The 23,347-nt window shown below is 71.8% G+C and carries 21 protein-coding genes and 3 tRNA genes; 8 read left to right on the top strand and 16 right to left on the bottom strand.

The window, feature by feature from the left end:
• Window positions 1–109: 109 nt before the first annotated feature.
• The 5 genes from QM582_RS09455 to QM582_RS09435 all read right to left on the bottom strand — a co-directional run bounded on the left by QM582_RS09455 (window position 110) and on the right by QM582_RS09435 (window position 3,498).
• A complete protein-coding gene (locus QM582_RS09455) occupies window positions 110–1,066 on the bottom strand; it encodes a threonine/serine dehydratase (RefSeq protein WP_415083830.1) in 957 nt (318 codons plus the stop codon).
• Between the two features lie 54 nt (window positions 1,067–1,120).
• Entirely contained in the window at window positions 1,121–1,906 is a 786-nt protein-coding gene (locus QM582_RS09450; protein ID WP_415083828.1) for a dihydrofolate reductase family protein, read from the bottom strand.
• Window positions 1,903–2,568 (bottom strand): class I SAM-dependent methyltransferase, encoded by a 666-nt coding sequence (locus QM582_RS09445; RefSeq protein ID WP_415083826.1) that lies wholly within the window; start codon window positions 2,566–2,568, stop codon window positions 1,903–1,905. Before QM582_RS09445 ends, QM582_RS09450 begins: the two co-directional genes overlap by 4 nt.
• Window positions 2,569–2,680: 112 nt before the next feature.
• Window positions 2,681–3,115 carry a MarR family winged helix-turn-helix transcriptional regulator gene (locus QM582_RS09440; RefSeq protein ID WP_415083824.1) on the bottom strand — a complete coding sequence of 145 codons (435 nt, stop codon included), beginning with the start codon at window positions 3,113–3,115 and terminating at the stop codon, window positions 2,681–2,683.
• Between the two features lie 2 nt (window positions 3,116–3,117).
• Window positions 3,118–3,498, bottom strand: a complete 381-nt coding sequence (locus tag QM582_RS09435; RefSeq protein ID WP_415083822.1) for a hypothetical protein — start codon at window positions 3,496–3,498, stop codon at window positions 3,118–3,120.
• 233 nt (window positions 3,499–3,731) lie between these two features.
• Here QM582_RS09435 and QM582_RS09430 point away from each other — a divergent pair.
• From QM582_RS09430 to QM582_RS09410, 5 genes are all read left to right on the top strand, one after another.
• Window positions 3,732–3,807 (top strand) — tRNA-Glu (locus QM582_RS09430).
• Between the two features lie 163 nt (window positions 3,808–3,970).
• Window positions 3,971–4,044: transfer RNA gene (locus QM582_RS09425), tRNA-Asp, on the top strand.
• Window positions 4,045–4,067: 23 nt separating this feature from the next.
• Window positions 4,068–4,141 (top strand) — tRNA-Phe (locus tag QM582_RS09420).
• A gap of 459 nt (window positions 4,142–4,600) precedes the next feature.
• A complete protein-coding gene (locus QM582_RS09415) occupies window positions 4,601–6,040 on the top strand; it encodes a sensor histidine kinase (RefSeq protein WP_415083820.1) in 1,440 nt (479 codons plus the stop codon).
• Window positions 6,037–6,699 carry a response regulator transcription factor gene (locus QM582_RS09410; RefSeq protein WP_415083818.1) on the top strand — a complete coding sequence of 221 codons (663 nt, stop codon included), beginning with the start codon at window positions 6,037–6,039 and terminating at the stop codon, window positions 6,697–6,699. Before QM582_RS09415 ends, QM582_RS09410 begins: the two co-directional genes overlap by 4 nt.
• Window positions 6,700–6,810: 111 nt before the next feature.
• Here the strand turns inward: QM582_RS09410 and QM582_RS09405 are convergent, their stop codons facing one another.
• The 3 genes from QM582_RS09405 to QM582_RS09395 form a co-directional block, all read right to left on the bottom strand.
• Window positions 6,811–7,188, bottom strand: a complete 378-nt coding sequence (locus tag QM582_RS09405) for a hypothetical protein (protein ID WP_415083816.1) — start codon at window positions 7,186–7,188, stop codon at window positions 6,811–6,813.
• An 83-nt stretch (window positions 7,189–7,271) separates the two neighbouring features.
• Window positions 7,272–8,447 (bottom strand): hypothetical protein, encoded by a 1,176-nt coding sequence (locus QM582_RS09400; protein ID WP_415083815.1) that lies wholly within the window; start codon window positions 8,445–8,447, stop codon window positions 7,272–7,274.
• 198 nt (window positions 8,448–8,645) lie between these two features.
• Window positions 8,646–9,101, bottom strand: coding sequence for a hypothetical protein (locus tag QM582_RS09395; RefSeq protein WP_415083813.1), 456 nt, complete (start codon window positions 9,099–9,101; stop codon window positions 8,646–8,648).
• 142 nt (window positions 9,102–9,243) lie between these two features.
• Between QM582_RS09395 and QM582_RS09390 the strand changes: the two genes are divergently transcribed.
• Entirely contained in the window at window positions 9,244–10,002 is a 759-nt protein-coding gene (locus QM582_RS09390) for a fructosamine kinase family protein (RefSeq protein WP_415083811.1), read from the top strand.
• Between the two features lie 118 nt (window positions 10,003–10,120).
• Here QM582_RS09390 and QM582_RS09385 read toward each other — a convergent pair whose 3' ends face one another.
• The 8 genes from QM582_RS09385 to purL all read right to left on the bottom strand — a co-directional run bounded on the left by QM582_RS09385 (window position 10,121) and on the right by purL (window position 21,918).
• Window positions 10,121–10,348 (bottom strand): DUF3073 domain-containing protein, encoded by a 228-nt coding sequence (locus QM582_RS09385; RefSeq protein WP_415083810.1) that lies wholly within the window; start codon window positions 10,346–10,348, stop codon window positions 10,121–10,123.
• A 104-nt stretch (window positions 10,349–10,452) separates the two neighbouring features.
• On the bottom strand, window positions 10,453–11,520 hold the full coding sequence (gene purM / locus QM582_RS09380; protein WP_415083908.1) for a phosphoribosylformylglycinamidine cyclo-ligase: 1,068 nt from the start codon (window positions 11,518–11,520) through the stop codon (window positions 10,453–10,455).
• A gap of 5 nt (window positions 11,521–11,525) precedes the next feature.
• Window positions 11,526–13,013, bottom strand: a complete 1,488-nt coding sequence (gene purF / locus QM582_RS09375; RefSeq protein ID WP_415083808.1) for an amidophosphoribosyltransferase — start codon at window positions 13,011–13,013, stop codon at window positions 11,526–11,528.
• A gap of 120 nt (window positions 13,014–13,133) precedes the next feature.
• Window positions 13,134–14,918, bottom strand: coding sequence for an ABC transporter ATP-binding protein (locus QM582_RS09370; RefSeq protein ID WP_415083806.1), 1,785 nt, complete (start codon window positions 14,916–14,918; stop codon window positions 13,134–13,136).
• Window positions 14,915–16,720 (bottom strand): ABC transporter ATP-binding protein, encoded by a 1,806-nt coding sequence (locus tag QM582_RS09365; protein ID WP_415083803.1) that lies wholly within the window; start codon window positions 16,718–16,720, stop codon window positions 14,915–14,917. Before QM582_RS09365 ends, QM582_RS09370 begins: the two co-directional genes overlap by 4 nt.
• A gap of 256 nt (window positions 16,721–16,976) precedes the next feature.
• Complete coding sequence (locus QM582_RS09360) at window positions 16,977–18,779, bottom strand: DUF4870 domain-containing protein (RefSeq protein WP_415083802.1); 1,803 nt, start codon at window positions 18,777–18,779, stop codon at window positions 16,977–16,979.
• A 150-nt stretch (window positions 18,780–18,929) separates the two neighbouring features.
• Window positions 18,930–19,544, bottom strand: a complete 615-nt coding sequence (locus QM582_RS09355) for a maleylpyruvate isomerase family mycothiol-dependent enzyme (RefSeq protein WP_415083800.1) — start codon at window positions 19,542–19,544, stop codon at window positions 18,930–18,932.
• 115 nt (window positions 19,545–19,659) lie between these two features.
• Window positions 19,660–21,918 (bottom strand): phosphoribosylformylglycinamidine synthase subunit PurL, encoded by a 2,259-nt coding sequence (gene purL, locus QM582_RS09350; protein ID WP_415083798.1) that lies wholly within the window; start codon window positions 21,916–21,918, stop codon window positions 19,660–19,662.
• A 139-nt stretch (window positions 21,919–22,057) separates the two neighbouring features.
• Here purL and QM582_RS09345 point away from each other — a divergent pair, with 139 nt between their 5' ends.
• Entirely contained in the window at window positions 22,058–22,984 is a 927-nt protein-coding gene (locus QM582_RS09345; RefSeq protein WP_415083797.1) for an N-acetylglucosamine kinase, read from the top strand.
• Between the two features lie 175 nt (window positions 22,985–23,159).
• The coding region (locus QM582_RS09340; RefSeq protein ID WP_415083795.1) for a hypothetical protein at window positions 23,160–23,347 on the top strand (188 nt) is incomplete at its 3' end.

Genomic DNA, 23,347 nt, shown 5'->3' with positions numbered 1-23,347 from the left:
GAGCACCCATGTCGTTACGTTCACGGATACCACCCCCTTCTGCTTCTCGCACGGACCCTCGAAGGCTAGCAGCGGCCCGCTCCCCAGGCCAGGCGAATGTGGCTGACTGCTATCCGGCCAGGTCGGCGGGGTTGGTGTTCGCGCCGCACAGCACGACGCAGATCTTCTCGCCGTCCCGGGGCCGGTAGCCGGTGGGTCCGAGCACCCCGGCCAGGGCGGTGCCGGCGGCATGTTCGACGGCGAGACGGTAGTCGTCCCAGAGCAGCTGGCGGGCGCGCACGATCGCGGCGTCGGAGACCAGCACCGAGGACGCCTGGTGATGCTGGGCCGCGGCCAGTGCCATCTCGGAGACCCTGCGGGCGCCGAGCGAATCCGCCGCGACCGAGTCGAGCGGGACGTCGACCGGCCGGCCGGCCGCCAGCGCGGCGTTGAGTGCCCGGCAGTTCTCCGGTTCCACCGCCACCGTCCGGACGCCGACCTGCCGGGCTGCAGCGGCCACCCCGGCGAACAGTCCGCCGCCACCGACGGCGACCACCACGGTGTCGAGGTCGGGGATCCGTGCGTGCAGCTCGATCATCAACGTGCCGGCGCCCGCGGCGATGTGCGGGTGGTCGTAGGCGTGGGACGTCAGCGCGCCCGTGGCGGCGGCGAACTCGCTGCAGGCCGCCAAGGCCTCGGCGTACTCCGTCCCGACCAGCCGGACGTCCGCGCCGTAGCCGCGCAGCCGCCGCACCTTGACCTGCGGCGCGTTGGCGGGAAGGAAGACGGTGGCGGGCACGCCTTGCTCCTTCGCCGCCCAGGCGCAGGCCAGCCCGGCATTGCCACCCGAGGCGATGGTCACCCCGACCTCGGGCAGGGTTCCGGCCTCGCGATGCGCCAGCAGGAAGTTCTGCGCGCCCCTGGCCTTGAAGGTGCCGGTGTGCTGCAGGAACTCCAGCGCGAAGAACAACTCGGCGCAGCCTCCGTCGGCGGCGATGTCGTCCGCCCGAACGACGCCGACCTCGCGGACTCGTCCCGCGATCCTGGCTACGGCAGCCTGGACGTCGGCATAGCTCAACTCACCCACCCAGCCATCCTCGTTCCTGCCTGGCCCGGCGCGCCAATCGAGGACGGGGCCGGATCACGGTGACGCGGTGTCCGCCTTCGGGCCGTGCTCGTTGCATACGCGGTAGCGGGTGCGGACGAGGCCGGCGTCCGTCACCCGGCAGTCGATGAGCTCCAGCCGGATCGGCGTTCCCGACTCGTCCAGCGGCTCCCCGTCCATGATCGACGGGGTCCCCACGCCCCCGACCAGTCCGGGCAGCGTCACCACGTCGATCTCGTCGACCAGCCCGGCCTTCAGCAGGCCGGCGTTGAACGTGCCGCCGGAATCGGCGACCACGGTGGACGCCCCCAGCGCGGTGCCGATCGTGGCCAGTGCCGCTTCCAGGTCGACCCGGTCGGCCCCGGCGCTGAGATGGCCGATGCCGCGATCGCGAAGCAGCTGCAGGTAGCCGGTGGGAGTGGCGGAGCAGACCAGGACGACCAGGGCGGTGGTGTCGTCGCCGGCGAACGACCAGTCCACCCGGCCACGGCTGTCGGCCACCACGAACCAGTGCGGGGCGCGACGGGGCAGGAAGTCCTGGCGCAGCTCCGATTCCGGCATCGTCGGCGTCGGCAGCACGACGGGCGGGTCCTCGTCGCCGATGAAACTGCCGCTGCCCTCCAGGGTCACCGTCGCTGCGTACTCGTCCCGTCGCGCACCGAGTTCGGCGTCGGTGCCGTCCGGCTTCATCACCGCCCACCGGCGGGCGGCGTCCGGCTGCATGAGTCGGGAACTCCGACCGAGCGCCACGCGGCCGTCGACGGACGCGGTGGTGGTGATCACGACCTTGGGCAGCGGACGCCCCACGTCGCCCCGGCTCACGACTCCCCCAGCTCAGCCACTGTCAACTCCTCGGTCGATTCGATCGCGGACGTTCGGCCTCGGCCGCTCCGCCGGGCGGTGATCACACCCAGCCGCCGCGAGACGGGCATGTCGCGCGTCTGGGCGTCCGTCACCTGGAAGCCGGCCTGCTCGATGCGCAAACACAATTGGTCCACGGGCCAGAACCAGCCAGTTGTCACGGCGTGGTCGAAAGGGACCAACTCGGGCCCCTCGAAGAAGCCGAGGGCGAGTCCGCCTCCCGGCCTGACGCAGCGGGCGAACTCGGCCAGGGGTGCGTCGATCTCCTCCGGGTCGGTGTGGATCAGCGAGAACCAGGAGAGGACGCCGCCCAGAACCGCGTCCTCGACCCCGAGGCGGTCCGCACGACCGACCCGGTAGCTCACACCCGGATGCAGCGTGCGCGCAGTGTCGATGAACTCGGGGACGAGATCGACTCCTTCGATATTGACGCCGTGTTCCGCCAGGAAGTGCGTCCATTGCCCCGGACCACAGCCGACGTCGATGATGCGGCCATCGATCCCCAGCGCCCAGCCGAGCAGGTGCTCACGGTCGTGCTCGGCGGCGGCCTCGATGCTGCCGAACAGCTCGGTGTACTCCGCCGCCCGAGCAGCGTAGGCGTCGCGGACCCGGTCAACAGACATGCCGCGATGGTAGGGGCCGCCGCAGGAACCGAAGCTCTGGGTACGCCCGCAGCACCTCGGACTGGACGGCTGTCGCGACCTGATCGGCCGCGACACCGCGGCCGGCTCACCGTCACAAGTCGATCGCGTGCGACCGATCGATCAGGTCGGCCATCGCCCGGTGGAACTCGTCGCGGCGCTCCAGGCTCCACCCCTCGGTGAGCCGGTCGAAGACCTGCTCCTGCCAAGCGTGCGCCTGCTCCAACATCGTGTGACCTGCGTCGGTCAGCGAGACCTCGCGACGGCGTCCGTCCGTCGACGATGCCGCGACACCGAGGCAGCCGGCCCGTGCCGCGTTCCCGATCAGCCGGGACGCCCCGCTCTGGTCGATGCCGATCTCGGCGGCGACGGCATTGACGGTCGCCGGCTCTCCGCGGGCCGCCACGGCGTGCACCGCTTCGACGGCCAGCACCAGCCTGCCCTGCTCGGCGGACGCGGCATCGCCGTCCGCCGCCCGGCGCGACCAGTGCCGCACGAAGCTGAACAGCAGCTGCCCGGTCACGCTCATCGTCATTCGGTGGCCGCCAGCTCGCGGCAGATGTACGCGAGTTCCAGCGCCGGCCGCAGGTCGGGCAGCCGAAGCGCCGCCGTCACCGTGCCGCCGGAGACCCGGAACACCGTTGCCACCCGAGTGACCACCGGGCTCTCCGGCCAGCTGGCGTCCTGCTCCACCACCATCAGCCGATCGCTGACCGGATGCCACGACCGCGGCACCAGCCGGATTCCCGAGCGCTGCACCCACTGCGCGAACTCACTCGGAGTGATCGGCCCAGCACCCTTGGGACCGAGCACCACGATCGGGTCGCCCACCGCACGCTCCGACCGGGTCAGATCACCGGCGTTGACGGCGGCATGCCACTCGTTGATCGCCGCTTCAAGGTTTGACTCCACGAGGACACTCTATGCGATTTGCATATATTAGGGGTGCGGCAGGCCGCGGATTCATCGTGGAGAGGCGCCCCGACCGCGTCCGAGCGTCGCCCCACCCGATCCGGCACGGCGGACTGTTCGCTGCGCCCTCGTTCCGGGCATCCGACCGAGGCCCCGCGTCCGCGAGCCTGCAGACCCCACCGCAGCCCACGTTTGGGCGCAGCATCCCCGGCCCGGTATGGTTCTTCGGTCAGGTCCCCATCGTCTAGCGGCCTAGGACACCGCCCTTTCAAGGCGGCAGCGCGGGTTCGAATCCCGTTGGGGATGCCAACTGCTCCATAGCGGTTCCACGCCAGCCTCTTGAACTCGTTGCCCAGGCCTGCCCCTCAGCCTGGGCCGTCCCGGCGTCCGACGGTGCGGCCGATTTCGACGGCACGGCTAGGGACTGTTATAGTTTCGAAGCCGGTCGGGAACGACCGGTGAGGCCTGTAAGGGCCCCGTGGCGCAGTTGGTTAGCGCGCCGCCCTGTCACGGCGGAGGTCGCGGGTTCGAGTCCCGTCGGGGTCGCTTGAGCGAGTTGCTCGCTCAGGGGCCAGGTAGCTCAGCTGGTAGCAGCGTTCGCCTGAAAAGTGAAAGGTCACCGGTTCGATCCCGGTCCTGGCCACACTCGACGCCCCGGGGAAACCCGGGGCGTTTCCCATCTCCCGGACCGTCCACACCACCGTCCCTTGCCGTCCGCGCCGTCCCGGTGAGGACGTTGCCCTGCTTCGGCGTCCTTTCCACGGTTTGAACCAGGTAAACGACGCGGAACCAGGGCAATGTCGGACGCCCCGGCGTCGCTGGCGTACTCGGCCCAACCCACCGCCCCGAGCCGCCGATGAGAGCTCTCTCACCGACGACTCACCTCACCGCTCAGGACGTCTTGCCACAATGGGGCATGGCCTCTGCGACGCGATCGATGCCGGATCGGCATCGCCGCGGACGGCTCCCCCGGATCCTCGGACGGTTCCCACGACCCACCGGACGGCTCCCCCGCCTCCTCGGACGGTTCCCCCGCCTCCTCGGACGGTTCCCCCGCCTCCTCGGACGGTTCCCGCGACTCACCGGACGGTTTCCGCGGCTGGTGACCGTGCGGGCCCGGGTGATCGCCGCCGTCCTGGCCCTCACCGCGCTGGCGCTGGCCATCGCCGGACTGACCGCCTACACGCTGGAACGGACCATGGCCGAGCGCCGGGTCGAGGGCTATCTGGAGCGGGCGGTCGACGAGTTCCGGGTGCTGGCCTGCGGGCACAGCGCCGATTGCGCGCCGGGCGTCGACCCGACCACCGGGCGTCCGTTCACCGGCCCGGACGACCTGATCCGGGTCGCCATGCAGCGGCAGGTGCTGGCCAGCAACGAGAGCGAGCTGGGCATCGTCGGCGGGAAGGTGGTGTGGACCGCACCCGAAGGCGTCCGCTTCCGGCCCGAGCAGGACGCCGCGTTCGTCGACACGGTGCTGCCGCTGAGCGAACTCGACCATGTCACCCGCGGCCGGCTGGCCACCCCGATGGCCGACTACTTCTACGCCGTCACCCCGGTCCGCTTCCCCGGTCAGACCGGGGCGCTGGTGCAGACCTTCGACATGCGCGCCGAGGAGGATCTGCTGAAGGCCACCTACGGCAGCTACGCGCTGGTCGCGCTCGGTTCGCTGGGCATGGTCGGGTTCCTGATCTGGCTGCTGGTCGGACGCCTGCTGCAGCCGATCCGGCTGCTCCGCACCACCGCCGAGGACATCACCGAACACGACCTCAGCCGGCGCATTCCGGTGCACGGCAGCGACGACCTGTCCGCGCTGACCCGCACCGTCAACGCCATGCTCGACCGGCTCAACGCCGCCATCGGCAGCCAGCGCCAGCTGCTCGACGACGTCGGCCACGAGCTGCGGACGCCGGTGACCATCGTCCGCGGCCACCTGGAACTGATGGACGCCGACGACGCGGACGACGTCCGCACCACCCGGGCGCTGGCGGTAGACGAATTGGACCGGATGGGCCGCCTGGTCGACGACCTGCTCACCCTGGCCAAGGCCGAACGCAGCGACTTCATCCAGCCCCAGCCCACCGACATCGGACGCCTCACCGACGAGACCCTGGAGAAGGCCCGCGGCCTGGCCCCGCGGCGCTGGCTGCTGGACGAACTGGCCGACGTCGAGGTCGCCCTCGACCCGCAGCGGGTCACCCAGGCCTGGCTGCAGCTGGCGTCCAATGCGGTGAAGTACTCCCCCGGCGAGGCCCCGATCGCGCTGGGCAGCGCGGTGCGCGGCAGCGAGCTGTGGCTGTGGGTGCGCGATCAAGGTGTCGGCATCTCGCCCGAGGAGCGGGACCTGGTGCTGGCCCGGTTCGGACGCGGCGCCGACGCCCCGCTGCGCGCCGACGGCGCCGGTCTGGGCCTGGCCATCGTCGACAAGATCGTCACCGGTCACGCCGGCCGGGTCGACATCGAATCGGTCGTCGGCCGAGGCAGCACCATCGCCCTGGTCCTCCCCCTGCAACCCACCACCCCAGCCCTGGAGGCAATCCCGTGAGCCAGATCCTGATCATCGAGGACGAACCGCGGATCGCCGCCTTCGTCGCCAAGGGGCTGAAGTCGGCCGGCTACAGCACCCACATCGAAAGCAGCGGCATCATCGGCGCCCAACTGGCCGTCTCCGGCGACTTCGACCTGGTCGTCCTCGACGTCGGGCTGCCCGACATCGACGGCTTCGAGGTGCTGGACCGGCTGCGCGGCCAAGGCGTCGCGGTGCCGGTGATCATGCTGACCGCGCGGTCGTCGGTGACCGACACGGTGGCCGGGCTGGAAGGCGGCGCGGACGACTACATGGCCAAGCCGTTCAGCTTCGAGGAGCTGCTGGCCCGGGTCCGGCTGCGGCTGCGCACCGACAGCGGCGCGGCGGCGTCCGCCACCACGCTCACCCATCGCGACCTGAGCCTCGACCTGCGCACCCGGCGGGCCACCGTCGCCGGCCGCGAGGTGGACCTGTCGGCCCGCGAGTTCACCCTGGCCGAGGCGTTCCTGACCAATCCGGGCCAGGTGCTGAGCCGGGAGCAGCTGCTGTCCAGCGCCTGGGGCTACGACTTCGACCCCGGCTCCAACGTGGTGGACGTCTACGTCCGCTATCTGCGGCGCAAGCTCGGTGCGGAGCGGTTCGAGACGGTGCGCGGGATGGGCTACCGGCTGGTCTAGGACTCCAGCGATCTTGCGGGTCGAGCCCGTCCAGACCGCGGACGCCATGGCGCCGGCAAGGGGTTTCGAGGCCGCGGCCAGCGGGGTCCGGATCGATCTGGTGCCGCGGCACTACGGTGTCGTGGCCGACGGCGCCGTCCGAGGCGATGCCGGGGTGTTCGGGGATGCCGGGCTGTTCGGGGAGTCGTTGACCGACTTCGGCTTCGCGGCCGGCACCTTCGCGCTGGCATCGCCCTGATCGACCCGTTTGCTGGCCCGGTCGGCGGAGCTGTCGCCGGCAGCCCCGGTGACGCCGGCGCCTTTGGTCCGGGTGTCCTTGGCCGACGGCGGCCGGGCCGGGCCCGCGTCCGCCGGAGCGTTCAGCACCACGGCGGGTCCGGCGTCCTCACTGCTCGGCGCGGCACTGGTGGCGCAGCCGCCCGCGCCCAGCATCGCCAGGCCCAGCGCTCCACTCACCAGCCACCGTCCGGCTCGGGTCGAGGTCTCCATGCCGTCCAGTGCAGCAGGGCGGGATGAAGCCGGCGAGAGTCCCCGATGAGAGATCTCTCATCAAGCGGTGGCGCGGCGTTCGTTCAGCCGAGCGCCTGGCGAGCCCGGACCAGCCAGGCCCGGGCCAGGTCGAGCCGGGCCAACGCGGTCGGGACGTCGGCCCCGGACACCAGGCTCAGGATGACGGCCGCGGTGCGGGCCCGCAGCGACGCCGGATGCAGCCGGCGCTCGAAGTCCGCCCGCCAGGACTCGACCACCTCGGCGACCCGCGGATAGTGCTCCGGCGACAGGTTGGGCAGCACCGCGACGTGCCCGAGCAGGCAGGCCAGGTCGTCGTCACGGCGTCCGGGACCGACCGAATCGACGTCGATCACCGAGGTAGCCCGGCCGTTCATGGTGAAGATGTTGGCCTCGTAGTAGTCGCCGTGGGTCGGCACCACCGGCCCGGACGGCGCCAGCGCGAGCAGCCGGGTGATCTCGCGGGCCAGGGCATGGATCTCGCCGGCCTGGTCGGGCAGCACCGCGGCGGCACCGGCGGCATGGAAGTCGATCCGGTCACTCCACGACTCCCGCCGGGGAAGCCGGACGGCGGCGGCCGGCAGGGCGTCCAGCAGCGCCACCAGGGACGCCGCCGACGGCAGATGCCCCGGATCCTCCGGCCAGGCGACCAGCGCGTGGGCCAGCGAGATGCCGTCCGCGGCCGCGCTGACCACCACCCCGGGTTCGGGTTCGGCGAGCACCGGCGGCGTGATGCCGACCCCGTGCAGCAGCCGCTGCCGCCGGGCCAGCCCGGCCGCCCGGTCGGGTCGCAACACCTTGACGAACGCGGACCGCTCGCCGCGAGCGGCCAGCACGGCCCGGCGCAGCGGCCGGTAGGCCAGCATCTCCAGCTCCACCGGGCAGCCCACCCAGGAACCCACCGTGTCGGCGTCGCAGGCCGACGGCAGGCCGGGCAGCCGCGGGTCCGCCGGATGTCGCCAGGCCCGCACCACCAGATCGTTGTGCACCAGGGTGGCCACCCCGTCGGTGACCGGGACGGTGGTCAGCCCCAGCCATTCCTCGGTGGGTTGCTGCGGTGAGGGCAGGTCGTACCAGACCTGGTAGATCGCGCTGACGTCGGCGCCGGGCCGGTGATGCACGTTGTCCAGTTCGAATCGGAAGCCCGGCAAGGTGACGCCCGGGTCGCCGGTGAGCGCCAACTGCAGCACCGTCCCAGCCTCCGGCGAGGTCATCAGGGCGAACGCCCGATCGATCGTCACAGGGTTTCCTCCTCGAACAGCCCCAAGCATGCCGGATCGGCGCAACCAGGAGGCGGCTGACGATGCTGTTCCGAGCGAGGACGTGATCGGCGGCGTCCGCGGTTCTCGGGAAGCGCGGATCGGCGATTCCCGACAGGCGGAGCGCCGCGGCCGTCGGTGTCCTCCCGGCACTCGGGCGCGGCGCTCCGCGGCTCTCGATCAGTCGTTGCTGCGGGCCGAAGGCGCGCTCCTCGGCGAGTTCGGGGTGTTCGGCGTCCGCGGCGAGACCGGGGACTTCGCCGACACGGGGGACTGGGGCGAGACCGGCGACTTCGCGGACACCGGGGTGCGCGAGGACGCCGGAGTGTTGGCGGTGACCGCCGTGCGCGGAGACGCCGGGGTGTTGGCGGTGGTGCTGGATGGTGCCGAATTCGGCTGGGGTGCCGCCGCCTTGGCGCCGGCGTGGGTGCCTCGGGTGCCGAGGTCGGCCCGGTTGGCTGCCTTGGCGCCGGTGTTGGCCTGCTCGCCGGTGACCGCGGCCGCCGCGACTCCCCGGCCCGCCGACAACCCGGACGGCTTCTGGTCGGCAAACGCGGCCGCCGCACCGGACACCACACTCAGGCCGAGCGCACCGGTGGCCACCCAGGCGGCGGTGGTCTTCTGGATCTTCATCATCGTCGTGTCCTCTCCTCGACTGCTTGTCCAGTACTCAACCAAGCGGTTGTGAGGAGTCCCGGAGAGCAGCATGAGATGTCTCTCACTCGTCCGGTCGACCATGATCTGACAAGGAGATAGTCCTCCGAACTAGGCTGCAGACATGACTCCGGACGTTGCCGCCGACGGCTACACCAAGCACCGGCCGGACGCCCCGGAGGGCTTCTTCGCCGCCGAGGCCGCCGGTCTGCGCTGGCTGGCCGTGCCCGACGGGGTGCCGGTGGCGGGCGTCCGTTCGGTGACCCGGACGTCACTGACCATCGACCGGGTGCCGCCCGGCTCCCCCAGCGTCGCCTCCGCGGAGGAGTTCGGACGCCGGCTGGCCGCCACCCACGACGCCGGCGCGTCCTTCTTCGGGGCCGGGCCGGACGGCGGACCGGGCCTGGGCTGGATCGGCGACGCCCCGCTGCCGCTGCGCAGCGCACCGCCGGCGTCCTGGGGTGCCTGGTACGCCGAGGACCGGCTGCTGTTCCACGCCCGGCGGGCCCACCTGGGCGACCCGGCGCTGAGCCGGGTGATCGAGCGGCTGGCCGCCGGCGACTTCGACGACGCCGCGTCCGCGGCACGGATTCACGGCGATCTGTGGAGCGGCAATGTGCTCTGGTCCCCGACCGGGGCGGTGCTGATCGACCCGGCCGCGCACGGCGGCCACCGGGTCACCGATCTGGCCATGCTGGCGCTGTTCGGCACCCCGCAGCTGGCCCGGATCCACGCCGCGTACCAGGAGGCGTCCGACTCGCTGCCGGACGGCTGGCGCGACCTGATCGGGCTGCACCAGCTGCATCCGCTGCTGGTGCACGCGGACCTGTTCGGCGGTGGCTACGCGGCCCAAGCCGTCGCGGTGGCCCGCCGGTACCGGTAGCCCACCCACGCGCTCGCCTAACTATCTAGCGCTCGCTGAGTTCAGCGAGCGGGAAATAGTTAGGCGAGCGCAAGAAGGGCCGGGACGGATCCCGGGGCCTGAAAGGTGAGCGAATCCCTCAGCCGAAGCGGCGGGATTCGCCGTCTTCGGAGTCGGCGTAGCGGGTCGCCAGCTCTGCGTAGGGATCGTCTTCGTCGTCGTCCGCCTCGTCGGCGTCGGCTACCGGCTCGTCGTAGCTGCTACCACGCAGCTCACGTTCGAGTGACGCGAAGTCGGTGTCGAACGAACGGTACTTGAGATCGCGAGCAACTCGTGTTTGCTTCGCTTTGGCACGGCCGCGCCCCATATGGGTCAGCCCCCTCGCAGGTCACAGCGGCGATGCCGCATCATTGGTCAGAAATGTGTCGTGAGCACAGGGTACCCAATCACCCCCACCCAGCAAAGCGGACTTCACTGAGCGGGATGGTTCCCCAGCAGGGTCACCGAGGCCCCCGCGCCGGGGTCGGCCAGGGCCTCCCCGAGCACCCAGGACGGCACTCCGCGGGCGTCCAGCAGCGTGCGTGCGGCGTCCACCGAGGTGGCCGGCAACAGCACCGCCATGCCGACCCCCATGTTGAGCGTGGCCTCGATATCGGGCTGCGAAATGCCGCCGACCTGCTGCACGGTGCGGAACACCGGCGGCGGCGTCCAACTGCCGCGATCGAGCCGGGCGGCGATGCCGTCCGGCAACACCCGGACCAGATTGTTGGCCAAGCCGCCACCGGTGATGTGGCTGATCGCGTGCACCTCGACGGCGTCGATCAGAGCCAGGACGTCACGCGCGTACACCCGGGTCGGGGTGAGCAGTTCCTCGCCCAGGGTGCGGCCGAAGTCGTCCACCTGACGTTCCAGCGCCCAGCCTGCGTCGGTGAGCAGCACCTTGCGGACCAGCGAGAAGCCGTTGGAGTGCAGCCCGGACGAGGCCAGGCCGAGCACCACGTCGCCGGGACGGACCCGGTCCGGGCCCAGGATCTTGTCGCGTTCGACGACGCCGGTGGTGGCGCCGGCGATGTCGTACTCGTCGGGGCCCAGCAGCCCCGGGTGTTCGGCGGTCTCGCCGCCCAGCAGCGCGGCACCGGCGGCCGTGCAGGCCTGCGCGATGCCCTGGACGATGGCCGCGATCCGCTCGGGAACCACCTTGCCGCAGGCGATGTAGTCGGTGACGAAGAGCGGTTCGGCGCCGGTGACGACCAGGTCGTCGACCAGCATGCCGATCAGGTCCCAGCCGATGGTGTGGTGGATGTCCAGGGCCTGCGCGATGGCGACCTTGGTGCCGACCCCGTCGGTGGAGGTGGCCAGCACCGGGTGGTCGTAGCGGGCCAGCGCGGAGGCGTCGAAGAAGCCGGCGAAGCCGCCCAGGCCGCCCAAGACCTCGGGACGCCGGGTGGCCGCCACATGGGCCTTCATCAGCTCCACGGCGCGGTCGCCGGCCTCGATGTCGACACCGGCGGCGGCATAGGCCGACACGGCTCCGTCCACTCCACTCACGCGTTACTCCCCCGCTCCGCTGGAATCTGTTCCAGGCGCATCTTCTCGGCCCGCCCGGCAGGCACCTCGACCGGGTACTCGCCGTCGAAACAGGCCCGGCACAACGTCTTCTTGGCCAGCCCGGTGGAGGCCACCAGGCCCTCCAGGCTGATGTAGCCCAGCGAATCGGCACCGATCGAGCGGCAGATCTCCTCGGTGCTCAGCCCGGGCGCGATCAGTTCGGCGCGGGTGGCGAAGTCGATGCCGTAGAAGCACGGCCACTGCACCGGCGGGGACGAGATCCGCACGTGCACCTCGGCCGCGCCGGCCTCGCGCAGCATCTTCACCAGGGCCCGCTGGGTGTTGCCGCGGACGATGGAGTCGTCCACCACCACCAGGCGCTTGCCCTCGATGACGTCCCGGATCGGGTTCAGCTTGAGCCGGATGCCGAGCTGCCGGATGGTCTGCGACGGCTGGATGAAGGTGCGGCCCACGTAGGCGTTGCGGGTCAGGCCGAGGCCGTAGGGGATGCCGGAGGCGTCCGCGTACCCGATCGCGGCGGGGATGCCGGATTCCGGCGTCGGGATCACCAGGTCGGCGTCGGCCGGCGCCTCCAGGGCGAGGGTGCGTCCGATCTCGACCCGCACCGAATGCACCCGGCGGTTGCTGATCAGGGTGTCCGGACGGGCCAGGTAGACGTACTCGAACAGGCAGCCCTTGGGGTCGGCCTGGGCGAACCGGGTGGAGCGCAGCCCGCCCTCGTCGATGGTGATCAGCTCGCCGGGTTCGATCTCGCGGATGAAAGTGGCGCCGACGATGTCCAGGCCGGCGGTCTCGCTGGACACCACCCAGCCGTTGGCCAGTCGTCCCAGCACCAGCGGACGGATGCCCTGCGGGTCGCGGGCGGCGTACATCGCGTGCTCGTCCATGAACACGAAGCAGAACGCGCCGCGCAGCCGGGGCAGCACCTCCAGCGCCGCGCCGTGGACGCCGAGATGGGCGTAGGTGGCCATGATCGCGGTGACCAGGGCGGTGTCGCTGGTGGAGTCCATCCGGTCCTTGTGCGGCACCTCCTGGTTGGCGTCGCGCTCCTTGAGCCAGGCCTCCAGCTCGTCGGTGTTGGTCAGGTTGCCGTTGTGCGCCAGCGCGAGGCCGCCGGAATCGGTGGCCCGGAAGGTCGGCTGGGCGTTGCTCCAGACGCTGGCGCCGGTGGTCGAATAGCGGCACTGGCCGATCGCCAAGTGCCCGTGCAGCGAGTTCAGGGTGGGTTCGTCGAACACCTGGGACACCAGCCCCATGTCCTTGAAGACCATCATCCGCTCGCCGTTGCTGACCGAGACGCCGGCCGACTCCTGGCCGCGATGCTGCAGCGCGAACAGCCCGAAGTAGGTGAGTTTGGCGACCTCTTCGCCCGGGGCCCAGACACCGAACACGCCGCAGGCGTCCTGGGGTCCCTTGTCCTGCGGGTCTAGATCGTGGGTGAGGCGACCATCCGGACGAAGCACGGCGCTCACTCTACCCTGACCGCCGTCGCCACCGATTCCGGGCTCGCCTAACTATTTGGGGCTCGCTGAATTCAGCGAGCCCCAAATAGTTAGGCGAGCGGTGGATGGGGTGGCAGCGGGTCAGCCCCTCGACCATGCCCCGTGCAGGCGGGCGTAGACGCCGTGCTGTGCCCGCAGTTGAGCATGCGGCCCGCGCTGGACGATCCGGCCGCCGTCGAAGACGATCACCTCGTCGGCCGACTCCGCCAGCGACAGCCGATGGGTGATCGTCACCGAGGTCCGACCCGCCATCAGCCGCTCCAGCGCGGTGGCCACCCGCCGGGTCAGGGCGGGGTCGATCGACGAGGTGGCCTCGTCCAGGATGAGCAGGTCCGGATCCCGGAGCCGGGCGCGCAGCAGGGCCACCAGCTGGCGCTCGCCGGCGCTGAGCGCCGATCCGCGATAGCCGACGTCGGTGTCGAGGCCGGCGGGCAGCGACTCCAGCCAGTCCTCCAGGGCGAGGTCGGCGAACCCGCGGCGCAGCTCGTCGTCGTCGGCGTCGAGCCTGCCGTAGCGCAGGTTCTCCCGGAGCGTCCCGTGGAACAGGAAGCCCTCCTGCGGCACGAAGGTGACCCGGGCCCGCAGCTGGGCGGCGTCGATCTCCCGCAGGTCCACCCCGTCGAGGCGCACCGTGCCCCGGCTCGGCGTGAGCAGCCCGGCCAGCAGCAGGGCGAAGGTGGACTTGCCCGACCCGGTCTCGCCGACCACCGCGATCCGGGAGCCGGCGAGGAAGGTCGCCGTCACGTCGGTGAGCGCGCCGGGACGTCCCGGATAGTCGAGTCCGACGCCGACGGTCTCGATGGTCGGCGGCCCGGGCGGCAGCTCGCGGCGGCGTTCCGGGACGGCGGGGTGGTCGGCCGGGGTGTCGAGGATGCCGATCACCCGCCGCCAGCCCGCCAGGGCACCCTGCATGTCGGTCAGGATCCGGCTGCCGGACTGCACCGGCTCGATGAACAGCTGGGCGAGGAAGGCGAAGGCCACCACCTCACCCGGCGTGACCCGCTGCTGCGCGACCAGCCAGGCGCCGACCGACATCACCCCGGCGAGCGCGAAACCGGACGCGACACCGCCGATCGCGGAGGCGCTCGCCGAGATCGACTGGGAGTGGATGGTGGCCCGCCGGAAGTCGCCGACGGCGTCCCGGATGCGTCGGACCACCCGGCTCTCGGCACCGTAGCTGCGCACCGTGCCGACCGCGACCACAGACTCGGCGACCGCGGACATCATCTCGCCGATGTGGCGGCGGGAGTCCGCGTAGACCCGGGCCAGCCGGCGTTGAATGGCGGGCAGAGCGGCGAACAGCGGCACGAAGCACAGCCAGACCACGCCGGTGAGCTCGGGGCTGTAGCTCAGCATCACGATGGTGGCGACGGCCAGCTGCGCCACGCTCATCGCGCCCTGGACACCGCCGTAGACCAGGAAGCGGCTGATCTGGTCCACGTCCCCGGTGAGCCGCGACACCAGCGATCCGTGCGCCTCGGTGCGCTGGACCAGCAGCGGCAGCGCGTGCACCCGCCGGAAGCCGGCCAGGCGCAGCTCGGCGAGGCCGTGCTCGGCGCGTCCGAACAGCCGGGAGGTCATCAGCCAGGACGCGGTCCCGGTGGCGAGCACCACGAGCAACGCCAGCCCGACCATGCCGGCGATCGCGCTGAGGGAGAGTCCGCCCGGCGCCGAAAGCGCCGTGTCGAGGGCTCGCTGGACGACGATCGGCACGATGATCTGCCCGCCGGAGGCGATCAGCGCGAGCAGGATGGTCAGCGGCAGCCCCTGCACCAGCACCGGGCTGGTCGCGATGCCGCGCCGCAGCACCTCCGCCACCGAGGCGTCCTCGGCGCTGCCGATGCCTTCCGCGGTCCGCCCGCTCATCGTGAGGACGCCTTCTCGCGGGGCGTTTCTCCGCGTCCGTGGAGCAGGGCGGTGTACGCGGTGGAGCTCTGCAACAGGTCGGTGTGCCGGCCGCTGTCGACGATCCGTCCGTCACTGAGCAGCAGCACTTCGTCGACCGCTGCCAGCGCGGCCGCCCGGTTCGCGATCAGCAGCACCGTGGTACGACCCGCGGACGCCTCGGCGATGCCGTCCAGCACCCGCCACTCGACCTCGGGGTCCAACGCGCTGGTGGCGTCGTCCAGGATGAGCAGGCGCGGCCGCCGGACCAGGGCGCGGGCCAGCGTGATCCGCTGCCGCTGGCCGCCGGAGAGCCGCGTGCCCCGTTCGCCCAGCGGGGCGTCCAGTCCGCCGGGCAGGCCGCGGACGAAGTCCTCCGCATCGGCCAGCCGCAGCGCCCACCAGAGGTCGTCCTCCGGCAGGTCCCGATCGAGCAGCAGGTTGCCGCGCACGGTGTCGTCGAAGACGAAGTCGGTCTGTGCCACCAGGCAGACGGTGCGGGCCAGCGCGTCCGGGGAGAGGCCGCGGATGTCGCGTCCGTCGATCCGGATGCTGCCCTGGTCGGGATCCAGCAGGCGGTCGATCAGCAGGGCCAGGGTGCTCTTCCCGGACGCCGTCGCACCGGTCAGCGCGACGATCGCACCGGGCGGCAGGTCCAGGTCCACCCCGTCCAGCACCGGCTGTCCGCCGTAGCCGAAGCGCAGGCCGCGGACGCTGACCGCGGCGCCGCGACCGCCGCCGGGCAGCGACTCCGTCCCGTACTCCACGACGGCCTGCTCGTTGAGCACGTCCTGGATCCGGTTCCAGCCGGCGACCGAGGCGGGCATGCCGCCGAAGAGGTAGCCGAGGGCGCGCAGCGGCGCGGCGACGACCATCATCAGATAGGCCACCGTGACGATGTCGCCGATCGTTCCGGCGCCGTTCTGCGCCCGCCAGGCACCGACCAGGATCACCGCGAGGATCCCGATCGACGGCAGCGCCGCCAGGATCGGGTCGAACGCGGCCCGGATCCGTCCGGCTCGGACGGCCAGGTCACGGACCTCGTGGGCGGCTCGGCCGAAGCGCTCGGCCTCCTGTTCGGCACGTCCGAGCGTCTTGACCACCAGCGCCCCCTCCAGGGACTCGTGGGTGGTCTCGCTCAGCGCCGCGCGGGCCTCTTGAAGCCGGCGCTGCAGCGGGGCGGAAAGGGAATGGTGCAGCACCGTGGCCAGGGCGACCCCAGGGATCACGAACAGCCCCACCAGCGCCAGGTAGGGGTCGGCGATGAACATCTGGACGGTGGCGACCACCACCATGCTGACGATCCCGACGGCCATCGGAAGCTCCGCCAGCGGCGACCAGGCCGCCTCGACATCGGCGCTGGCGATCGACAGCAGCCGGCCCGCGGAGCGGCGCCGGTGCCATCCGAGCGGCAGCCGCAGGTACTGCTCGGCGAGCCGCATCCGGTAGCTCGCCTGCAGCCGCGCCTGCATGATCTTGGCCCCGACCCATCGGGTGACGACGCCCGCCGCGCGCAGCAGCGCGATCCCCGCGAAGACCACGACCACCACCACGACCAGGCCGGGATCGCTCAGCTGCCGGCTCTCGGCGGCGGGCACCAGCACGGCCTGGGTGGCCCACCCCATCGCCCAGGCGTCCGCGGCGGTCAGCGCACCGAAGCCGATGCTGCCCAGCATGGCCCAGAAGAAGACCCGCGGCTGTTCGCGGACGGCGACGCCGAGCACCCGGATGCCCTGGCCGATGCTCGCCGCCGTGGTCGGGTCACCGGACCTGCGTTGCGCCATCGTTCGAGCCTAAGCGACCGAGGGAATCTCGGACGCCCCGGCCGCAGCCATGGAATCCGACGCGCCCGGGCCCGCACCCCGCGCTCGCCCAGGGGAGTGCTGGTCGATGCTGTTCCGAGCGAGGACGTGCCCGGACGTGAGCGCTCAGCGCTCGCCTAACTATTTGGGGCTCGTCGAATTCGGCGAGCCCCAAATAGTTAGGCGAGCGCGAGGTTGGGTGGGCGGGTGCCGGCGCGCGGACGGTGGCGGGAGGCTGCTACTTCACGACCTTGATCGAGAACGGGTAGCGGTAGGGCCGGCCCTGGTTCTCCGCGACCGCGCCCATGATCGAGAAGACCAGGCTGGCCAGCCCGACCAACGGCCACATGATCGCGCCGATCACCACACCGGTCAGGATGTAGCTGATGATGAAGCCGATCGCGACCGTGATCTGGAAGTTCAGCGCCTCCACCGCGGCGGCCCGGACCCGCGGGCTCTGACCGCCCTTGGTCATCATCACGATCAGCGGGCCGACCCAGCCGAGGATGCCGACCGAGACCAGCGCCGCCACCGGGCCGGACCAATGCGCCGCGGTCGCCCAGGTCTTCTCCTGGCCGGGGGTGAGGCCGCTGTAGGGCTGCATCCCGAAGCCGGGCTGCTGCTGACCGTAGCCGGGCTGTCCGTACGGGTTCTGCCCGTAGGGGGCCTGCTGGCCGTACGGGCTCTGCTGACCATAGGGGCTCTGGCTCTGCGGATCGGCGTAGGGCGGCTGGGTCTGGCCATAGCCGGACGGCTGCTGGCCGTAGGCCGACTGCGGTTCCCCGTAGCTGCCCGGTTGGCCGTACTGCGAGGCGGACGGCGCCGACGGCACGCTGCCGGTCTGCCCGTAGCCCTGCTGCGGCGGTTGGCCGTAGGGCCCGGACGGGGCAGCCGGCTGACCGTAGCCGGGCTGACCGTAGGAGCCGGACGGGGCCGACGGCGCACTGCCCGGCTGTCCGTAGGACGACTGCCCGTAGCCGGGCTGGCCGTAGCCGCCGTAGGAACCGGTGGATCCGGCGCTGCCGGGCTGGCCGTAGGGGGCGGACGGTGCGGACGGCGCACTGCCCGGCTGGCCGTAGGACGACTGGCCGTCTCCGGGCTGCCCGTAGCCACCCTGTTGGCCGTAGCCGGGGTAGCCGCCCGGGGTGGCCGGCTGCCCGTACCCGGAGGTCGGCTGGGCCGGCTGCCCGTACGAGCCGGCCGGTCCGTAGCCGGGCGTCGGGGAGGGCTGACCGTAGCCACCCGGCTGACCGTAGGCACTGGGCTGGCCATAGCCGCCGGCCTGGGCGGTCGGGCTCTGCTCGAACGGACCACCCAGCCCGGGCGGGGTGGCACCCAGGTCGAATGCGCCGGGGGCCGCGGTCGGCAGGTCGCCCGGAAGGTCGAGCGGGGAGCCGGTCGGCGCGGCCGGGGGCGGCGTCCGGTCGCTGGCCGCCGCATCGAAGTCGGTGGCCACCGGTGTCGGAGGCTCGTCCTGGCCCAGGTCGAAGTCGGGCTGGACGCCGTACTGAGGCTCCGGCTGCGCGGTGGCGTGCTCGGTCTCTTCGACCTGCGCCGGCGATTCCGGCATGCCCTCGGCGGTCGCCTCGTCCTCTTCGACCTGGTCGTAGGGATCGTCCTCGACGACCGGCGCCACGTCCTCAGCGACCGGGGTTTCCTGCTCAGCGAATGGCGGCACATCCTCGACCACCGGGGACACCTGCTCAGCGAAGGGCGGCGCCTGCTCGGCGAAGGGAGACTCCACCTCGGCGACCGGCTCGGCCACCACGTCCGAACCCTCCTCGACCTGGGCCGGTTCCTGGTCGGCCGGGACGGCGGCGTCCTCGACCAACTCGGCCTCCACGACCTCGGTAGCCGGCGGCGCCGCGAACGGCGACGGATCGGAGGCGAACGGCTGGTCGAACGCGCCCGGCGCCGGCTGCTCCAGCGTGACCGGATCGGGCTGCAGGGACGACCAGGGTTGCGGCTGCTCGTTCTGCGGAGTCTCGGCGGCACCGGTCGACTCGCTCTCGACGGGACGCTCCCACGGATTCTGGGTCATGGTGGCTGCTCACTGTTCTGACGGGAGGCACGGCGCGCGTGCCCGGACCGATCCATTCTTGCGCACGGTCCCCGAAGCCGACAGCGGGGTGAACCCGGAAACCACCCCTGCGGTCGGACCCGTGCCGGACGGTGCAGGGGCGGCACCGGGTCAGCCGGCGGGCTCGACCCGGACCTCGGCGGCCCGGCCGCGGTAGACGTAGATCATCAGCTCGCCCGGAGCGCCGGTGACCAGTCGTGGACGCGGCCCGTCCGCCACCCGCGCCTCCCGGCCGTCCGGGTGCCGCAGCACCAGTCCGTCGCCGCGGCGGCACAGGATTCGCGCCGCCGCCTGCACCCGTTGCCAGAGCACGGCGTCCACGGCGGCGTCGGGTTCGGCGGGCGGCAGCTCGTTGGCCCGGCGGACGTCCTCGGTGTGCACGAACCACTCCCCCAGATGGTGCGGCCAGCCCAGCCACGGGTCGATCCCGAACAGCGGAACCAGCGGCGAGCGCCGGCGCAGCCGCCGCACCAGGCCTGGATAGCCGAGCCGCTGCTGCAACCGGCGGGCCCGTCGCTCGGTCACCGGCGCCAGCGCGGCCAGCCCGATGCCCGGCCAGCTCAGCGGATCACGGCACAGCGCATCCAGATGTGCGGCCAGGTCGAACGCCGTCCAGCCCTGGCACAGGGTGGGCGCGTCGGGCGACACGGCGTCCAGCACCGCACAACAGCGTTCGCGCTGGCGCTCCAGCAGCTCCCGGCCGAACCGATACCTGGACGAAGCCATGACCCGATCCTGCCTCGGAGCGGGTCGGTGCGCTGCCGAATCGCTGGGCTCGGCCGGCGGAGCGATCGGCCGGCGGAGCAGCCGGCAGCGGTCCCGACCATCCCAGCGGACGTCGTCAGTGCGCCATGGCCTCGCGCAGCGGCGCCGTCCAGCGGGAACGGATCTCGTCCAGCGGCAGGGCGAACTGACCCACCACCTCGAACTCGGACAGTTCGGTCACCTCGCCGAGCCGCTGCAGCACGATGCCGTGCTCGGCGCACAGCTCGTCGAACTCGTCCGCCGCGGAGCCGGACAGCGAGACCAGCACGCGTCCGGGGGTCTCGGCGAACAGCTGGACGGTCGGGTCGCCGTCCGGCAGGGTGATCGCGACGCCGAGCCCGCGGCGCAGACAGGACTCGACCAGCGCCTGGGAGAGCCCGCCGTCGGCCAGGTCGTGCGCCGAGGTGAGCAGGTGCCGCTTGGCGGACGCCGCCAGCACCCTGGCCAACCGCTGCTCCTGGTCGAAATTCGGCAGCGGCGGCATCCCGCCCAGGTGACCGTCGTGGATCACGTCCGCCCAGGTGCTGCCGGAGAGGTCCTCACCGGTCTCGCCGAGCAGGAACACCGCGTCCCCGGCGTGGGCGAAGCCGACGCCGATCCGGTCGGCGACGTCGTCGATCACGCCCAGCACGCCGACCACCGGGGTCGGGATGATGTTGGTCTGGTCGGTCTGGTTGTAGAACGACACGTTGCCGCCGGTGACCGGGGTGCCGAGTGCCGTGCAGCCGTCCACCAGACCGATCACCGCCTCGGAGAACTGCCACATCACCGCCGGGTCCTCCGGCGAGCCGAAGTTCAGGCAGTCGGTGATGGCGACCGGTTCGGCACCCGTGACGGCGACGTTGCGATAGGCCTCGCACAAGGCGAGTTGCGCACCCAGGTACGGGTTCAGGTAGGCGAAGCGGCCGTTGCAGTCGGTGGCCAGGGCGATGCCCAGGCCGGTCTCCTCGTCGATCCGCAGCACGCCGCCGTCCTCGGGTTGCGCCAGCACCGTGTTGCCGCGCACGTAACGGTCGTACTGATCGGTCACCCAGGACTTGTCGCACAGGTTCGGCGAGCCGGCCAGCCGCAGCACCGTGTCGGCCAACTCCTCGCCGGATCGGGCCCGCGGCAGCGCGTTGGCGGTGTCGGCGTTGAGCGCGTCGATCCATTCCGGACGGGCGTAGGGCCGCTCGTAAACCGGGCCCTCGTGGGCGACGGTGGCCGGGTCGACGTCCACCACCACCTCGCCGTCCCACTCGATGATCAGCCGGTCGCCGTCGGTGACCTCTCCGACCACGGTCGCCAGCACGTCCCACTTGGCGCAGATCTCCAGGAAGCGGTCCACGTTGTGCGGCTCGACGACCGCCATCATCCGCTCCTGCGATTCGCTCATCAGGATCTCTTCCGGAGCCAGCGTGTGGTCGCGCAGCGGCACCGTGTTGAGGTTGACGTGCATGCCGCCGTCGCCGGCGCTGGCCAGCTCGGAGGTGGCGCAGGACAGGCCGGCCGCGCCCAGGTCCTGGATGCCGGAGATCAGGTTCTCGGCGAACAGCTCCAGGGTGCATTCGATCAGCAGCTTCTCCATGAACGGGTCGCCGACCTGGACGCTGGGCCGCTTCGCCGGGCCGTCCGCGTCGAAGGTCTCGGACGCCAGGATGGACGCCCCGCCGATGCCGTCGCCGCCGGTCGCGGCCCCGTACAGGATCACCTTGTTGCCGGTGCCGCGGGCGAACGCCAGGTGCAGGTCGTCGTGCTTGAGCACCCCCACGCACAGCGCGTTGACCAGCGGATTGCCGTAGTAGGTGGGGTCGAAGACCAGCTCGCCGCCGATGTTGGGCAGGCCCAGGCAGTTGCCGTAGCCGCCGACGCCGGCCACGATCCCGGGCAGCACCCGCGCGGTGTCGGGGGCGGTCAGCGGACCGAAGCGCAGCGGGTCCATCACGCCGATCGGCCGGGCGCCCATGGCCAGGATGTCGCGGACGATGCCGCCCACCCCGGTCGCCGCGCCCTGGTAGGGCTCCACGTAGGACGGGTGGTTATGCGACTCGATCTTGAAAGTGACCGCCCAGTCGCCACCGATGTCGACCACCCCGGCCTGCTCGCCGATGCCGGCCAGCAGCTTGCCGCGCGGCGTCTCCCGGCCCAGCGCGCCGAACTTCTTCAGGTGCACCTTGGAGGACTTGTACGAGCAGTGCTCCGACCACATCACCGAGTACATGGCCAGCTCGCACGACGTCGGCCGGCGGCCGAGGATCTCGCGGATCTCCAGGTACTCGTTCTCCCGCAGGCCCAGGGCTGCCCAGGGCTGCTCGAGATCGGGGGTTTCGGCGGCATGCGTAACGGTGTCGACCACGCCCACAAGCTACCGCCTCGACGCCGGCGCCCGCCGCGTGTCCCGAGCCCAGGTTTGGGCGCGTTTCCGGCGTGGCGCGACCACGACCGGCCTAAAATTCGACACAGAGGAGATTCCCGTGAGTAGGGCGGTGAGTTCCATGTCCGACTCGACAGCCGGCGCGCTGGCCATCGACTGTGGCCAGACCGGCATCGCGTGGAGCATTCAGGGAGCCGGAGCGGGCTTCGTCGGAGGCTCGGCCGCCGGGATCGACGTCGGTCGTCCGGTCGAGCCACAGCTGGCCGAACGAGTCCGCGCCATCCTGGACGAGACCGGGCTGCGTCCCGGATCGCTGAGTTGCGGAGCCGCCGCCCTGCACCGCCCGGACGCCGCCGTCCTGCTCGCCGAACTGGCCGGCACGCCGATCGGCCGGGTCGCCCTGGCCCACGACTCGGTGACCGGCTACCTCGGAGCGCTGGGCGACGTCCCCGGGGTGATGGTGTCGTGCGGCACCGGCGTGATCACCCTCGCGGTCGGCCACAACGACGTCGCCCGGGTGGACGGCTGGGGCTGGATCATGGGCGATGCCGGTTCGGCGTACTGGATCGGCCGCAACGCGCTCGAGGCGGCCATGCGCGGCTACGACGGACGCCGGCAGTCGACGCTGCTGACCGAGTTGATCGCCACGGACTTCGACGACCTGGAGTTGGCCCACCTGGAGTTGCAGGCCGACCCGAACCGGGTGGCCCGGGTGGCCTCCTACGTCGCCACCGTGGACCGGGCCGCGGCCACCGACCCGGTGGCCAGGAACATTCTGGACAAGGCGGCCGCGCATCTCACCGAGGCCGTGGTGACCGCCGCGCACCGGGTGGGGCTGGGACGCCACGAGCCGCCCACGGTCTGCGCCCTCGGTCCGACCTTCGAATCGCCCCGGGTGCGGGAGAAGTTCGTCGCCTACCTGACGATGAGCTGGCCGTCGTTCTCGCTGCGCAAACCCGCCGGGGACGCCCTGGCCGGCGCCGAGCGGCTGGCGGAGTTGCGCGAGGGCCCGCTGAGCCGGCTGGTCTCCCGGGCCGTCCGGGACTGACCGGCCTTACCCCTCACCACGCGAAACGGGGAGGCCGGTTACGGCGCGAAGCGGGAAGGCCGGTGGCCGCGCGAAGCGGGAAGGCCGGTTGCCGCGCGAAGCGGCCTGCATCATGGTGCGGCCCCGGTGCTCCGTCCGGTAGCAGCATTCGCCGCTCACCACGAAGGAGCCTCCCATGACGAACCCGGGATTCATCGCCAATCAGGCCGCCCAACAGGCTGCCGCACAAGCCCAGCAGGCCGCGGCACGGGCCGCGCAGCAGGCGTCCATCCAGGCCAGCCAACAGGCTGCCGAGTTCGCGCGCAGTTCGGCCCAGCGGGCCGGCCGGAGCGCCAGCGAGGCGGCGGCGCGGGCCGCGCTGCG

It is taken from the genome of Micropruina sp., from assembly GCF_047607385.1.
GTDB lineage: Bacteria > Actinomycetota > Actinomycetes > Propionibacteriales > Propionibacteriaceae > Micropruina.
Note: the sequence above shows the minus strand (reverse complement) of the source record. Positions and strands in the feature narration are given on the sequence as shown.